Origin of the sequence: Nitrosospira sp. Nsp13 (genome assembly GCF_900101945.1) — a bacterium.
GTDB lineage: Bacteria > Pseudomonadota > Gammaproteobacteria > Burkholderiales > Nitrosomonadaceae > Nitrosospira > Nitrosospira multiformis_D.
The window spans coordinates 384,826-400,798 of the sequence record NZ_FMVD01000001.1 but is presented as its reverse complement, the minus strand read 5'-3'; the positions used below and the strand labels follow the sequence as shown (position 1 = coordinate 400,798).

General features: G+C 57.1%; 12 protein-coding genes. 11 read left to right on the top strand and 1 reads right to left on the bottom strand.

Annotated features, from left to right (window positions below; all coding sequences use genetic code 11):
• Positions 1-15 precede the first annotated feature (15 nt).
• The 3 genes from BLO43_RS01800 to BLO43_RS01790 all read left to right on the top strand — a co-directional run bounded on the left by BLO43_RS01800 (position 16) and on the right by BLO43_RS01790 (position 3,272).
• Entirely contained in the window at positions 16-1,152 is a 1,137-nt protein-coding gene (locus BLO43_RS01800; RefSeq protein ID WP_217628007.1) for an ABC transporter permease, read from the top strand.
• Positions 1,153-1,156: 4 nt separating this feature from the next.
• Entirely contained in the window at positions 1,157-2,266 is a 1,110-nt protein-coding gene (locus tag BLO43_RS01795; protein ID WP_090905456.1) for an ABC transporter permease, read from the top strand.
• Positions 2,267-2,486: 220 nt separating this feature from the next.
• On the top strand, positions 2,487-3,272 hold the full coding sequence (locus BLO43_RS01790; RefSeq protein WP_090905454.1) for a GAF domain-containing protein: 786 nt from the start codon (positions 2,487-2,489) through the stop codon (positions 3,270-3,272).
• 29 nt (positions 3,273-3,301) lie between these two features.
• On the opposite strand, the gene BLO43_RS01785 is transcribed toward BLO43_RS01790, so the two are convergent.
• A complete protein-coding gene (locus BLO43_RS01785) occupies positions 3,302-6,355 on the bottom strand; it encodes a galactose oxidase-like domain-containing protein (protein WP_090905452.1) in 3,054 nt (1,017 codons plus the stop codon).
• Between the two features lie 288 nt (positions 6,356-6,643).
• Here BLO43_RS01785 and BLO43_RS01780 point away from each other — a divergent pair, with 288 nt between their 5' ends.
• The 8 genes from BLO43_RS01780 to nuoH all read left to right on the top strand — a co-directional run bounded on the left by BLO43_RS01780 (position 6,644) and on the right by nuoH (position 15,971).
• A complete protein-coding gene (locus BLO43_RS01780; RefSeq protein ID WP_090905448.1) occupies positions 6,644-7,372 on the top strand; it encodes a hypothetical protein in 729 nt (242 codons plus the stop codon).
• Between the two features lie 217 nt (positions 7,373-7,589).
• Positions 7,590-8,018: an NADH-quinone oxidoreductase subunit A gene (gene ndhC / locus BLO43_RS01775; RefSeq protein ID WP_090905446.1), complete on the top strand. Its 429-nt coding sequence runs from the start codon at positions 7,590-7,592 to the stop codon at positions 8,016-8,018.
• Entirely contained in the window at positions 8,003-8,677 is a 675-nt protein-coding gene (locus BLO43_RS01770) for a NuoB/complex I 20 kDa subunit family protein (RefSeq protein WP_090905444.1), read from the top strand. The genes ndhC and BLO43_RS01770 overlap by 16 nt, the downstream gene beginning before the upstream one ends.
• Before the next feature lie 3 nt (positions 8,678-8,680).
• On the top strand, positions 8,681-10,459 hold the full coding sequence (gene nuoC / locus BLO43_RS01765) for an NADH-quinone oxidoreductase subunit C/D (RefSeq protein ID WP_090905442.1): 1,779 nt from the start codon (positions 8,681-8,683) through the stop codon (positions 10,457-10,459).
• Positions 10,460-10,479: 20 nt separating this feature from the next.
• Positions 10,480-10,998 (top strand): NADH-quinone oxidoreductase subunit NuoE, encoded by a 519-nt coding sequence (gene nuoE, locus BLO43_RS01760; RefSeq protein ID WP_090905440.1) that lies wholly within the window; start codon positions 10,480-10,482, stop codon positions 10,996-10,998.
• On the top strand, positions 10,919-12,247 hold the full coding sequence (gene nuoF, locus BLO43_RS01755) for an NADH-quinone oxidoreductase subunit NuoF (protein WP_254773275.1): 1,329 nt from the start codon (positions 10,919-10,921) through the stop codon (positions 12,245-12,247). The genes nuoE and nuoF overlap by 80 nt, the downstream gene beginning before the upstream one ends.
• 2 nt (positions 12,248-12,249) lie before the next feature.
• Entirely contained in the window at positions 12,250-15,015 is a 2,766-nt protein-coding gene (gene nuoG / locus BLO43_RS01750) for an NADH-quinone oxidoreductase subunit NuoG (RefSeq protein WP_090905839.1), read from the top strand.
• Positions 15,012-15,971, top strand: a complete 960-nt coding sequence (gene nuoH / locus BLO43_RS01745; protein WP_090905435.1) for an NADH-quinone oxidoreductase subunit NuoH — start codon at positions 15,012-15,014, stop codon at positions 15,969-15,971. Before nuoG ends, nuoH begins: the two co-directional genes overlap by 4 nt.
• Positions 15,972-15,973 lie beyond the last annotated feature (2 nt).

Below are 15,973 nucleotides of genomic sequence, written 5' to 3'. Positions count from 1 at the left end.
AGCCGAAAAAGAAAGATGATGATGGATAAGGGTTTCTGGCTGCGCCTGATCTCATTGACTCGCAAGGAAATCCGCCAACTGCTGCGCGACAGAAGCAATCTTGCCATTGGTATTGGTCTGCCGATGGTATTGATACTGATTTTCGGCTACGGCCTCTCGCTCGATGTCAAGAATGCGCCGATAGCGATTGTGCTGGAAGATCCTTCGCCCTTGGCAGCCGATGTGATCGCAGGTCTCGAGCTTTCCGCCTATATCTCTCCTGTAACGGTCACCTCCATGCGCGAAGCCGAGCGCCTGATGCTGGCACGCGAGGTGGATGGCATCGTGCGCATACCCAATGATTTTTCCCGCCGCCTCACAGCAGGCGATGCGCAGGTACAACTCCTGGTGCATGGCTCCGAGGCCAGCCGCGCCCTGATTATCCGCAGCTATATCATCGGTGCCGTGGGTCAGTGGATGCAGCGTCAGGCAGACCGTGGAACAGCGACAGGCACTTCCCGCCCAGGTACGGTTACGGTGATTGAACGCATGTGGTTCAACGCCGCCAATACCAGTACCTGGTATCTCGTGCCAGGATTGATCGTGCTGATCATGACCCTGGTGGGTGCCTTCCTCACCGCGATGGTCATGGCGCGGGAGTGGGAGCGCGGTACCCTTGAAGCACTGTTCGTTTCGCCGGTGCGGCCCGGCGAGATCCTGCTGGCGAAAATCATACCGTACTTCCTGGTCGGCCTCGTGGGCCTCGGGCTGTGTCTGCTCGCCGCGCACTTTCTGTTCGAGGTGCCAATGTACGGCTCGCTGGTGATGCTGCTGATCAGCTCAATGCTCTACCTGTTGGTGGCGCTGGGTCTCGGCCTGGTAATTTCTTCGGTGACCAAAAACCAGTTCCTCGCAAGCCAGATCGCGCTGCTGGCAAGTTTCATGCCGGCGCTGATGCTCTCGGGTTTCCTGTTCGACTTGCGCAACGTGCCGCCGCTCATTCAGCTTGTCAGTCAGATATTGCCGGCCACCTATTTCATGGAGCTGATCAGGACGCTGTTTCTGGCAGGCAACGTGTGGCCTCTGATTTTCAAGAACTGCGCGATTCTTTCTGGTTACGCCGTTCTCCTGCTGGGGTTAGCGCGGTTTGTTACCCGGAAAACGCTGGACTGATGCCATGTTCGATTTTCTGCACCGCATCGCCAGCCTGTGCCGCAAGGAGTTGCTTGCCATTTTCAAGGATCCCGCCAATCGGGTCATCCTGGTCGTTCCATCGCTGATTGAGAGTTTTCTATTTGGTTACGCCGCAACCTATGACCTGGTCGACGTGCCTTACGCCCTGCTTGACCAGGATCGCGGGGCCATCTCGGCCGAGCTGGTTGCGCGCCTGGATGGTACGGGTATATTTCACCGCGTCGCGAATCTGCAAACGCCGGCTGATATCGCCCGAGTAATCGACTCGCAGCAAGCGTTGATCGTGATCCAGATCGGACCGCGGTTTGAGCAGCAGCTCAATGCGGGTGAATCCGCGCCGATACAACTGATACTCGATGCGCGCAACTCCAACACGGCAGGTTCCGCTGCCGCCTACCTCGGATTGATCATTGAGTCATACAACACTACATTGCGCAGCGGTGCCGGGCCGCCGCTCACCGTCGAGTCGCGGGCCTGGTACAACCCCAATCTGGAGACACGGTGGAACCTGTTGCCAGGCTTGATCGCGTCTCTCAGCATGATCCAGATGATGATGCTGTCCGCATTGTCGGTCGCCCGCGAACGTGAAAACGGCACGTTTGACCAGTTGCTGGTGACACCGTACTCGCCCATCGAGATCATGATCGGCAAGGCTATCCCGACCATCATGATCGGCATGGTGCAATCCACCATCGTGCTGTCGGTGTCGCTGTTCTGGTTCAAAATACCGATGGCCGGTTCGCTACTGGCACTCTATACCGGGCTGGGGCTGTTCGCCATTGCGAGCGTCGGTATCGGGCTGGCGATCTCGGCGGTTTCGGCAAACATGCAGCAGGCCATGCTCTATACATTCGTACTGGTCATGCCGCTGATTTTGCTCTCCGGGCTGGCTACGCCGGTGCGCAATATGCCTGAAATCCTCCAGATCGCCACCCTCGCCAATCCGCTGCGCTTTGCTATCGATCTGGTGCAACGCATTTATCTGGAAGGAGTCGGCCTGCTCACCGTTATCCATGACCTGATTCCCCTTCTAATCATTTCGGCTATTACGCTACCCCTGGCCGCCTGGCTGTTTCGCAATCGTCTTTTGTGAATAGTGAATGGGCATTCTCGTAATCATGTCATGTTCCTCAATCATGATGGGGCCCCGGGGCATGCGCGCAATTCCAGCACGACCGGCCCCCCCACAGCTTAATCGAGGGGGTCATCGAGGGCTGGCGATGCCGGTACGCAACATGCCCGAAAATTCTCAATTTTGCCATATTGCCGGCCCACTGCTATAAAGAGGCTATAGTCATAGTGATGGAGTGTGAATGGACATCATTGGAAATATTGAAAATCAGCTGATCAAACTCCAGGACATATCCTGCTTTCTGGAAGAAGGGAATTTCGACGACAATCTTTTACAGCTCGCGGAGAAGACCGCTAAAATCCTTGGTGCCAGCAATTGTTCCATCATGCTTTTAAATGATGGCGAATCCCAGAATCCGCGCATGAGAGTTTGCGCCGGCTATGGTCCGCTACCGGCAGCTGCGTATAAGGAATCCGTACGCAAGGGGGAGGGCATTGCGGGACATGTTGTCGCCACCGGAAAATCGTTATTTATCGAGGATATCAATAAATCGGAGTTTGCCAATCGGGCGCGGCGCACCAATGATCCCCATAAAAGTCTGCTTTGCTCGCCAATACGAATCAACACTTCCATAGCAGGCGTGGTCAATGTCACGGGTTGCGATAACGAAGCATCCTTCAAACCGGGTGACCTGAATCTGCTTGATGTCATTGCCCTGTTCATCGGCAAGTCGATTCAGACGATACAACTTCAGAGCATACTGAATTCACGTTTCGCCCAGTTGGCACTGATACAGGAAACCCAAAAAAACATGAGCAATTCACTGGGAAGTGCTTTGCATAATCCGGATCAGATTGCAAAAATCATGGCAAAGTCCTTCTATAAGGAAATGATCCGCCTGGGTTTCGGCTCGGGCCAGGTCATCAATGTTGCGTCGGATATCATTGCTCAGTTGAACACCAATTTGCAGCGGCACAGCAAACGCATGAAGCGGGGACAAAAAGAGCCCCCCGATGAAACCCTATAATAATTTCAGGAATCCCTGTTTAGAGATTCCTAGGAAATCGCCACAAACCGCGCCTCTGACGGCACGCCCTGATTATCGACCACGAACAGCATATAGGACCCCGGTGGCGCGATATTGCCATGAGCTGGCGCCTGGGTTTCCAGGGTGCTGACGGTACGGGAGCCAATCGGCAGCTTGATATATCGCTGTCCGGCATCGGTGTGGTGCGTCACCGAAATCGGCGCGATCAACACCACTGCATTGATATTCGCGGCTTGTGGCGTTTCAATCACAAAAGCGCTCGCATAGGTGACAGCGGGCGGTGCATTCGATATCACCGGGCGTGCACCCAGGCTAAGATAGCCGGGCGAGTATAGCTCCACCGAATGCTGGTCGGGATCCGCCGTGCCTGGCGCAACGCCGCCCGCTGTCACGACCCTTCCATCCGCCAACAGAATGCATACCGAGTGATACTGGCGCGGAAAGTTTAACGGAGCGCCCAATGTCCATGTATTCGTAGCCGGATCGTAGGTTTCCGTTTCCAGCACGGGGGTAGGTGACCATTTCTGGCCATTGCTGTGACCGCCTATGATGAGTATCCTGCCGGTGGGCAACACCACCGCATTGACGTTTGTTCGGCCGAAATTCATATCGGCGATACGCGCCCATGCCGAGCCTGCGATACCGCCGCTGAATTCGATTACCTCGGCGGTAGCGTTATTACGCGCCGTGGCGGGGCCGGATACACCGCCGCCAAAGACATACAGGCTCGTGTGTTCCGGGTTCACGGTCGTATCAATCATGAGGAGGCTCATGCCTTCCTGACGGTCATAAAACTGCTGCTGCCCATAGTCGATCCAATTGCCATTATTCGGCCCCGTCATGGTCAGATAAGCAGTCTGGGTCCCCGTTGCACCTGCCCACCCGGCACGGGTATAGAAAATTTCCCCCGAGGGGAGGAGATGCATGCCGGGATACAGTTCATCGAATGAACGGTTTGCTCCGGCCACCGGCGTCCACGCCCCCCCGTCGAACACTTCGACTTCCGCCGCGATGGGGTGCCCCCCGGAAAACGCGAGTACGCGTCCATCGCTCAAACTCAGTGCTGTCGGATACCAACGCGCGTGCGCCATGCTGACGGTTGGGCCAAACGTGCCATTGTCAGGGGTTACCGCATCAGGGGTAAAAATGAAGCAGCGATTATTGGTGTGCCCCGCCCCATTTGTGTCGCCGCCGATGACAAGCAAGCGGCCGTCAGGCAGGAAGGTATGTCCACAGCAGAAAAAATCCTCCGGCAACGTAATGACGCCGGGCATGACCTGTTTGGTTGCGGGGTCCCAGATACGGGCCTCGAGCGGATAATTCCTTTCCGCTGCGCCGGAAAATAGCAAGACATGCCCCGTATTCAACAGCGCTCCATGCACCACAAAAATCGGTGACGGTTCCAGCAATTCCCAACTGTCTTCGCCGTCCCCGCCGCAAGGATGGTGCTCTACCTCGGGGCATTCATGCACGCGCACGGTTGGCAGTTGGTAACAAATCCTGTCGAGCTCTTTATCGCTCAGCTCGACTTCCTGCGTAGCGCGAAGCACCGCGGCCATACCTTCCATCATGTGCATTTCCACATGACAGTGGATCAGGAAATCGCCCTGCAAGCGGTATTTCTTGCGCTTTTCCCCGCATTGATCCGGATAGGCATCTTTCGATGGGTGTTCCTGCTCACCCGCAGATGTTGAGGAGGAAGAGTGGAGGGAGTGTTCATGGGCATGTCCGTGTCCATGCTCGTGCTCATGTTCGTGGTCAGGCCCGGCTTCCGGCCGGGAGGGACGGCGTACCTCGCGTCCATGGTGAGGTGCATCATGCCCGCCTTCATCCTCAGGCAGGGTGGGATGAGGACCCTCGTGCCCCTCATGCCCCTCGTGAGGCTTGCATTCACACTCAAGCGGCAACGGGAGAAGAATAACCGGCGGCACCACGGTATCGGCGACAAACGATTCGGCGGGCCCGAGGGAGCGCGTATCGACCCATTCATTGCCCCACCGCCAGCGCTGCCCGTGCAGGTGGAAATTGTGCCATACCATGCTCAAATCCAGGTTGAAGACATACCAGCGCACGCGGGTGCCATATTCCGCCACGATAGTCGGCGTATTCCCCACGAAAGTGCGCCCGTTGATGGCGAACGACTCCAGACCGGCGCCGCTACGCTCGGTTACGGTATGGGGTTGATTCCCGGCATGGTTCCATGTGACGGTCGCACCCACTCCCACCGTGATATCGTCGAGTTCGAAGCGTGCCGGCGTATCCAGGATATTGATGGTTGCAGTGAGGGGACCCGCCATCGTGACGCGCACACGCCCCTGCATCGGATGAAAACGGCAGTAGTATTCGAAAGTGCCTTCCTCATTGAAGGTAAAGTCAAATTGGTCGCCCGCATTGAGCGAATCGCTGTCGAACAGCGCCGCGCCGACATTCGCCGTCAGGCGATGAAAAAAGATAGGCACTTCAAGGTCCGTTTTATCGCAGTGGGGGTCGCGAACCACAATGCCGCCAAAGAGCCCGCGTTTCACGACTTCCTCGATATGCATGTGATGGTCGTGGAAAGGCCATGCACCGATGGTGTCCTCCTTGACATCGAAGACGTAACACCATTGCTCTCCTGGACAAATTGCATCGCTGCGATTCGGCCCATCGTATTCCTGCACGCCAAACGGCCATGAACCATCCGAATCGATGCCATAGTGCAGCCCATGCACATGAAAGCTATGAGACTCGGTATCGCCGTTCAGTACATGGACATAAAGCCGTTCATCCGGCTGCGTATAAATAACCGTACCCGGAATACGCCGCTCGACGCGCGGCTCGTTGATATCCGCGGCAATGAGAGGCGTGTTTTTCATTACAGTGTAGGCGGCATCGAGATACTCGCGGTAGACCAGGGCGTTCAGCGAGCGCCGGTCAACTTCCGATTGCGGAATGGTCGCGTCCGCATGTTCCATGTTTCTCATGCAGTCAAGCCGGTGTTTATGATGCTCGGCATCATCCGGTGCGACTGGGCTGTAATTCGGTATCCCTTCGATTTTCAGGTAGATATGTCTGACTTGCATAATCCCCCCTCCTATTTATCGTAAGCATCAAGATTAAAAGTAGTAAAGATTGGGATAAATACAAGAAAAAAAACATCAATCCAGACATTTCGCGGAAGGCTGGCCTGTACCAAATCCACCAAATGGCTGAAGATCTAGTGGTATAAAAATCCTTTTTGTATCAGATCATTAAACTGAAAAACAAGCGACTAGCGGGAATATCCCAAATGATTTCTTGTCTTTTCTGACCGCTGAACTATAAATCAGGGGAGAGGGAAAATAGTCATCGTAAATTCTGGAGGATTTGCCATGAAAACAATTCGTGAAGTAACGGAAGTCAGGCTTGCGGTTCTGGAAAGCTTTCCCCCCAAGCTGCGAATTACCGCCACGGGCAATGTGCCAACCGGGGGCTGGTCCAACCCTCAGCTAAACCCCGTCGTCAATATTCAGGCGCCGCCGGATGGGATTTATGATTTTGATTTCGTCGCTGATCCTCCGGAAGGCCCCGCAACGCAAGTCATTTCTTCCATCCAGGCGGTTTATGTATGGGACAGCTTTCCGGCGGATGTCAAGGGAGTGCGGGTAAACGCCGCACAAAATTCAATCACAGCATGGCTCGACGATCGCGACCAGCAACCCAACCGCTATACCTTCAGCGACTGTGAGGGCGTCAAACGCGTTATCTTTTTCCCCAGAGCACTGGGTCCCCTGGGAATAAGCGAATCAAAGTCGGATGCTCAGCTCGAATACAATGGTTCGGAGGGTCAATTTGTATTCCGGGGGGACGACATCAGCCAGGAGCAAACCATTCTGGGATTACTAATCTCAGTAACGCTTCAACCTAATGCCGATGCGGGTGGCCTGGATTTCGCCCTGATTCTGCCGCCAGTTCAACTGGGAGGCCATGGACGGCAGGAGTTCGAAACCATGGGTATCAAGATCCACAGCCGGGGACGCGTAATAAGACCGGCAGGTGCGGAACTGACCTATGAAGTCATAAAATTAAGTGGCATTGCCGAGGATATCCCCATACTTTGAACCCATTAAAGAAGTAGGTCGATTAGCGCAGCATAATAGGCCCATTGGGAGCGAAGCTACAATTTGGCGACATATAGGAAGGCGAGTCATCATTATGTTGGCTATCGTACAGAATGTTGCTGCGGGATTCGGAATACTGAATTTATCGGTATTTTTCTCCTCACCGGCCCTCGCAAGAACAATCAAGGGGCCCGATCGAAAGGAAGGAACCTGATCCTTGAATACGCCGGCAGCACAATCGGCTGAGATTTGGCCTCTGGTAGCTTACTTCCTTCTCGTTATCGCGCTGATAGCCGGTGTCCTGATACTCTCGCATCTTACGGGTGAACGCCACAGGGCGGGTGCGGCGAACGAACCCTTCGAATCCGGCATCGTCACGGTCGGTCTAGCGCGATTACGTCTGTCCGCCAAATTTTATCTGATCGCAATGTTCTTTGTGATCTTCGATGTGGAGGCCGTGTTCCTTTTTGCGTGGGCTGTCGCTTTTCGCGAGCTGGGCTGGGCCGGTTATATCGAGGTGGCTATCTTCATCGGCGTTCTGGTCGCTGCACTCGCTTATTTATGGCGGCTGGGCACCCTGGATTGGGGCTCCAGCGGACATCGCTCCCATAGACAAAAAGGGGGTAAACGATGCGATGGTCCCTGACCAAGGCAACTGAGCCGACCGGGCAAGCTGAGCCAACCGAGCCAGCACGACAGCCTTCAATCACCCGCAGCGACCATGGTTTTGAAGAAGATGGACGCCGCAGCGTACTTCTGGCCCGGCTGCAGGACCTCGTCGCGTGGGGCCGCAAGAATTCCGTCTGGCCATACAACTTCGGTCTCTCGTGCTGCTACGTTGAAATGGCTACCAGTTTCACTAGCAAATATGACGTTGCCCGATTCGGGGCCGAGGTGCTTCGCGCCTCACCCCGCCAAGCCGATTTGATTGTGATTTCCGGCACCGTATTCATCAAGATGGCGCCAGTGATCCAGCGGCTTTATGAGCAGATGCTGGAACCGCGCTGGGTCATCTCGATGGGTTCCTGCGCCAATTCTGGCGGCATGTATGATATTTATAGCGTAGTCCAGGGGGTGGATGCATTCATTCCGGTGGATATTTATGTTCCGGGTTGTCCGCCTCGCCCGGATGCATTCCTGCAAGGGCTGAATCTGTTGCAGGATGCGATTGGCAAGGAACGGCGCCCGTTGAGCTGGGTCATCGGTCCACAAGGGATCGAACGGTCGAACCGGCTATCGCAGCGTGATCTCAACAGAGGGGAACGAATGCGCCAGACCGTACTGCGCAGTCCCGACGAGGTCTGAACCTTGAGCCAAACTTCATCCGTCGTTGCCCTTGAGCCGAACGCCCCGGACATTCTTCACGAATTGCGGAATCGCTTCGGCGCCGCAATCGGTGCGCAGCAGGTGACTCACGATGGTATGCCCACGCAGTGGATCGAAAGGAATCGGGTCTCCGATATCTTGCGTTACCTGAAACTGGAGACGGAACGGCCCTACCGCATGCTGTATGACCTCACTGCCATTGACGAGCGCACGCGTGTCCACCGGGAAGGCCAGCCAACAGGCAATTTCACCGTGATCTACCACCTGTTGTCCTTTGCCCGAAACGAGGATATCCGCCTGAAGGTGGCGCTTCCTGCGGATGATCTGGTAATGCCGACCATTACCGATATCTGGCCTTCGGCGAACTGGTACGAGCGCGAGGCTTGGGATATGTTCGGCGTAGTTTTCGATAACCATCCTCACTTGCGCCGTATCCTGCTGCCGCCCACCTGGCGAGGGCACCCCTTGCATAAGGATCATCCGGCACGCGCTACCGAGATGGAACCTTTCCGCCTGCCGCAGGATAAGGAGGACGCCGAGCAGGAGGCACTGCGTTTCCATCCGGAAGAGTGGGGAATGCGGCGGGCGCATGATGGCACAGATTTCATGTTTCTCAACCTGGGTCCCAATCACCCTAGCGTGCACGGCGTCTTTCGCATCGTGCTACAGCTGGATGGCGAAGAAATCGTCGACGCGGTGCCAGAAATAGGTTTTCATCACCGCGGCGCGGAAAAAATGGGTGAGCGCCAATCCTGGCATACCTATATTCCCTATACCGACCGTGTCGACTACCTGGGAGGGGTAATGAACAACCTTCCCTATGTGCTGGCGGTGGAGAAGCTGGCCGGCATCGAGGTGCCCGATCGGGTGAAGGTGACACGCGTGATGATGGCTGAATTTTTTCGCATTGCCAGCCACCTGGTGTTCTACGGCACCTACGCGCAGGATCTGGGTGCCCTCTCGCCGGTATTTTTCATGTTCACCGATCGCGAGCGGGTGTTCGATATCGTGGAGGCCATCTGCGGCGGACGCATGCACCCGAGCTGGTTTCGCATCGGTGGCGTGGCACAGGATCTGCCACAGGGATGGGATAAGCTGGTGCGGGACTTCCTGGACTATATGCCGTCGAGGCTTGATGAGTATGACAAGATCGCCCTGGGGAACCGCATCCTGAAAGCCCGAACACGCGGCGTCGGCAGCTACTCGGCGGATGAGGCCATTGAATGGGGAGTAACCGGCCCCGGCTTGCGCGCATGCGGCTTCGAGTGGGATTTCCGCAAGATGCGGCCTTACTCGGGCTATGAAAACTTCGAGTTCGACATACCGACCGGCCAGCGCGGTGACTGCTACGACCGCTGTGCCGTTCGCGCTGAAGAGATTCGCCAGAGCCTGCGCATTATCGAGCAGTGCCTGGAGAACATGCCGGCTGGCGCGCATAAAGCGGACCATCCGCTGACCACGCCGCCCCTCAGGAAGCATACCTTGCACGATATTGAGACGCTCATCGATCATTTCCTGGGAGTGAGCTGGGGGCCAGTCATTCCTCCCGGGGAAGCATTTGTGGGCATCGAAGCGACCAAGGGGAACAATGGCTATTACCTGATCAGCGACGGCAATACCATGGCCTACCGCGTGCGGATTCGCACGCCCTCCTTTCCACATTTGCAGATGATCCCTTTGATCAGCCGCGGGCTGATGATTTCCGATTTGATCGCCATTCTGGGCAGCATCGATTTTGTCATGGCCGATGTGGACCGCTAACTTGGACGCTGAGGGGAACAATGCTGAGTGAACAGGAGAGGAGGGAAATAGAGGCGCACGCGCGGCACTACCCGAATAATCGCGCGGTATGCATCGAGGCGCTCAAGGTCGTACAGCAGCATCGTGGCTGGGTATCGGATGACGGCATTGCGGACGTGGCAGAGGCGTTGCAGATAACGCCGGCTGAACTGGAGGGCGTCGCCACTTTTTACAACATGATTTTCCGCAAGCCAGTGGGCAAGCACGTCATTCTGCTATGTGACAGCGTCAGTTGCTGGGTCATGGGTTACGAACGCATGCACCAGCATCTGACGAATCGGCTGGGCATCGGGCTGGGCCAGACCACTGCCGATGGCCGCTTTACCCTGCTGCCGAATGTGTGCCTCGGCGCTTGCGATCATGCGCCTGTCATGATGGTGGATGATGCGCATTACCAGGATCTGGATCCGGCCAGGATCGATGAAATCCTGGCCAGTTATCAGCAGGAAGAAAAACAGGAAGAAAAAGAACCAACTGATGGAAACACCGCTGACCCGTAACATCTCGCCGGGAAAAAAACCGCCGGATCTCACGCAGTATGAGAAGGCGGGTGGCTACGTGGCGCTGCGCAAGGCGTTGCGCATGGCGCCAGGCGAAGTCATGGCGGTAGTAAAGGAGTCGAACCTGCGCGGGCGCGGCGGAGCGGGTTTTCCTACCGCACAGAAATGGAGTTTCGTGCCGATGGGAGAGGACGCACCGCATCCCAAGTATCTCATCTGCAACGCAGACGAGATGGAACCCGGTACATTCAAGGACCGCCTGTTGCTTGAAGGCGATCCACACCAGTTGATAGAAGGCATGATCGTAAGTGCGTATGCGGTCCAAGCCGATGTAGGCTACATTTTCCTGCGCTGGGCTTACAAGCTGGCGGCGGAGCGGCTGGAGCAGGCAATTGCCGAAGCATACCGCTACGGCTATCTGGGCAGGAATATCCTCGGCTCGGAATACGGCCTCGAACTGCACCTGCATGTCAGCGCCGGGCGCTACATATGCGGGGAAGAGACCGCGCTGCTCAATGCGCTCGAAGGCAAGCGCGCCAATCCGCGAGCCAAGCCTCCCTATCCACAGATAAGCGGTTTGTGGGGCAAGCCTACCGTCGTCAACAACGTCGAAACGCTGTGCAACGTGCCGCATATTGTGCACCACGGCGCCGCATGGTTCAAAAACCTGAGCCGTAGCGACGACGGCGGCACCAAACTGTATGGCGTAAGCGGAAGAGTGAAGAAACCGGGGCTGTGGGAATTGCCAATGGGCACCCCGATCCGCGAAATTCTGGAAGAGCATGCTGGCGGCATGCGTGACGGATACCAGTTTCGTGGCCTCCTGCCGGGCGGCGCATCGACCGATTTTCTGATCGCCGACCACCTTGATGCAGCAATGGATTTCGATTCGATGGCGGCGGCGGGCAGCCGCCTCGGCACCGGCACCATGATCGTCCTCGATGACAAGACCTGCCCCGTGGGCATGCTGCGCAATCTCGAACACTTCTTCGCCCAGGAATCGTGCGGGTGGTGCACGCCTTGCTGGTCGGGACTTTCCTGGGTCGAACAGATCCTGCAAGATCTGGAAGAGGGGCATGGTCAGCCCTCCGATCTGGAACGGCTGCAATCTCACGCGCGCCTGCTGGGCCCGGGACATACCTTTTGCGCGTTGGCGCCCGGCGCCGCCGAACCGCTTCAAAGCGGCCTCAAGTATTTCGCGGACGATTTCGATCGGCATATCCGTGAGAAACGCTGCCCCTGGAGATGAAGGTGACGACTATCCATATCGACAATCGGCCCTATCCGGTCAGAGATGGCGAAAACCTGTTGCAGCAGTGTCTTTCGCTGGGGCTTAACCTTCCGTATTTCTGCTGGCACCCCGCATTGGGCTCAGTGGGCGCATGCCGTCAATGCGCGATCAAGCAGTTCAAGAATGAAGAGGACAAGCGCGGCAAAATCGTCATGGCCTGCATGACGCCAGTCACGGACGGAACCCGCATCTCGATTGATGACCCCGAGGCGCGGGAGTTTCGCGCCAGCGTGATCGAATGGCTGATGATCAACCATCCGCACGATTGTCCGGTGTGCGACGAGGGCGGCGAATGCCATCTGCAGGACATGACGGTGATGACCGGGCATACTTATCGCCGTTATCGCAGCCGGAAGCGTACGTTTCACAACCAGAACCTGGGCCCTCTCGTCAACCACGAGATGAACCGCTGCATCCAGTGCTACCGCTGCACGCGGTTCTACCGCGACTACGCCGGCGGGCGCGATCTGGACGCGCTGGTGCTGCGCAATCAGGTCTACTTCGGCCGCCATCAGGACGGCACCCTCGAAAGCGAGTTCAGCGGCAACCTGGTGGAGGTTTGTCCAACCGGTGTTTTCACCGACAAAACGCTGAAGCAGCATTACACCCGTAAGTGGGACCTCCAAACGGCGCCATCGGTGTGCGTACACTGCGCACTAGGCTGCAACACGATTCCCGGCGAGCGTTATGGCACATTGCGGCGCATCCACAATCGTTTCAATGGTGCGGTCAACGGCTATTTTCTATGCGACCGCGGGCGCTATGGGTACGAGTTCGTCAATAGCAAGCGCAGAATCGGGCAACCCGTCCTGCGAAAAGACAGGAACGTACCGTTGCAATCTGCCACCAAACGCGAGGTGCTTCAGCACCTGGCTACGCTGTTGTCCAATGGGGGCAAACCAATCGGCATCGGGTCTCCGCGCGCTTCGATCGAAGCCAACTTTGCGCTGCGCACCCTGGTTGGACCCGAACGGTTTTATGCTGGCGTATCCGAACGAGATGGCCGTCTGCTCACCTCCATGCTGGATATTTTGAGGCAGGGACCCGCCCGTTCGCCATCGTTGCACGATGTGGAGCTCGCCGACGCTGTTCTGGTGCTGGGTGAGGATGTAACCAATACCGCGCCGCTGCTCACGCTCGCGCTGCGCCAATCAGTGCGGCGCCAGCCGCAGAAGATAGCCGAGAAGATGCACATCCCGCACTGGAACGACCACGCCGTGCGTGAGGCGGTGCAGCAGGAACGAGGACCGCTATTTGTCGCTACCATCACCAGCACCAGGCTCGATGACGTCGCCACGCAAACCTTTCGCGGTACGCCCGATGACCTGGCCCGTCTCGGTTTCGCAGTGGCGCATGCGCTCGATTCCAGTGCTCCGCCGGTCCCGAACTTGCCAGATGCGATGTACAAGCTTGCCTATGCCGTCTCAGAGGCACTAAAAAACGCGGAGCGTCCCCTCGTTATCTCCGGCATGGGCTGCGGCGATACGGCCGTCATTGAGGCGGCAGCCAACGTAGCGTGGGCGCTGTGCAATAGCGGACATCCGGCGGAGCTTTGCTTTGCGGTTACCGAATGCAACAGCCTGGGCGCGGCGATGATAGGCGGCGCCAGCTTCGAATCGGCATTCGAGACGGTGCGTGGTACCACTGAAACTTCCGCCGACACAGTTATTATCCTTGAAAACGATCTTTATCGGCGCGCCGACGCTGCGGCGGTCGACCGGTTTCTTAACGCCGCCCAACATGTGGTGGTCATCGACCACACCGACCATGAAACCAGCACGAGGGCCGATGTGGTACTGCCGGCAGGTACTTTCGCCGAGGCGGACGGCACATTGGTGAACAACGAAGGCCGGGCACAGCGCTTCTTTCAGATATTCGCCCCCCAGGGTGACATCCAGGAAAGCTGGCGCTGGGCGCAAGACATTATGGCCATGACCGGGCGTGACAAGGATGATCCCTGGCTGAACCTGGATCATGTCACCACCGCTTGTGGCAGAGAAATCCCCGGGCTGCAACCCATTTTAAGCGCCGCACCGGCGTCGGGTTTTCGCATCGACGGCCAGAAAATCCCGCGCGAGCCACACCGCTACAGCGGGCGCACGGCCATGCTGGCCGACATCAGCGTGCATGAGCCAGAGCCACCCGATGATCCGGACGCGCCGTTCTCGTTTTCGATGGAAGGATATTTGGGCCATCCTCCTTCCGCACTCATTCCCCGTTTCTGGGCACCGGGCTGGAACTCGGTGCAGTCAGTCAACAAGTTTCAGGATGAGGTGGGCAGCTCGCTTACCGGTGGTGACCCCGGTGTGCGTCTGATCGAGCCGGCGCCAAGCGGCAGAATAGCCTACTTCAGCAACATACCCATGGCATTCAACCGGCGCGCTGACGAATGGCTGGTCGTGCCGCTGTATCATATCTTCGGTACGGAGGAGTTGAGCGCACTCGCGCCCGGCATCGCCGAGCTTGCTGCAAGGCCCTATCTGGCACTCAACCCCGAGGATGCGGCAGAACTCGGCCTGGCCGCGGGAAATAGCGCGCAATTGCAATTGAACAGGAAAGGCCGAGCGGATTATAGGCTGCCAGTGCAGTTGAAGGCCGAGTTGCAACGCGGCGTCGCCGGGTTGCCCGCCGGTCTGCCAGGCCTGACCGGGATCACGCTGCCGGGATGGGGCAGGGTGACAAAGATGGAGGAGGGTGTAAAGATAGGGGAGGGAGCTGTGCCATGAGCGAACTGGCGCGAAACTGGTCAAACGTGATCGTGATTCTGATCGTCGTATTCAGTTTCGCGGCGCTGCTGTCGTGGATCGAGCGCCGCCTGCTCGGCGTCTGGCAGGACCGTTACGGTCCCAACCGGGTTGGGCCATTCGGTATGCTGCAGATCGTTGCCGATGCGATCAAGCTCCTCACCAAGGAAGACTGGATACCGCCGTTCGCCGACAAGGTGGTGTTCGTGCTGGCACCGGCGGTAATCGCCGTTACCGCGCTGCTCGCGTTTGCCGTCGTGCCCATCGCGCCTGGTATCGGCGTAGTGGATTTGAACATCGGGTTGTTGTTCTTTCTCGCCATGTCTTCGCTGGGAGTTTACGGCATTGCTCTGGGAGGATGGGCATCGAATGACAAGTACTCGCTTTTAGGCGGCTTCCGGGCGGCAGCCCAGATGTTGAGCTACGAGGTCTTCATGGGGCTATCGTTGATGGGCGTCGTCATGCTGGCCGGTTCGTTCAATCTGCGTGACATCGTGCATGCGCAGGAAGACCTGTGGTTCTGCATTCCACAAATCCTCGGTCTCATAACCTTTACCGTGGCCGGGATCGCCGAGGCGCGCCGATTGCCTTTCGATTTGCCTGAAGCGGAAAATGAACTGGTGGCTGGCTTCCACACCGAATATTCCAGTATGAAGTTCGGACTGTTCTTCATCGGCGAGTACGTCGGCATCATCCTTATCTCGGCGATGATGGTGACATTGTTCTTCGGCGGCTGGCTAGGGCCGCTATTGCCGCCGCTGATGTGGTTTCTGCTCAAGATCTCCATCGTCATCGGTTTTTTCATTCTTTTGCGGGCATCATTGCCACGGCCTCGCTACGACCAGTTGATGGCTTATGGCTGGAAGGTGATGTTGCCGCTGACGCTTATCAATTTACTGATCACGGGAGCCATCGTACTGGCATGGGAATCCCGATGATT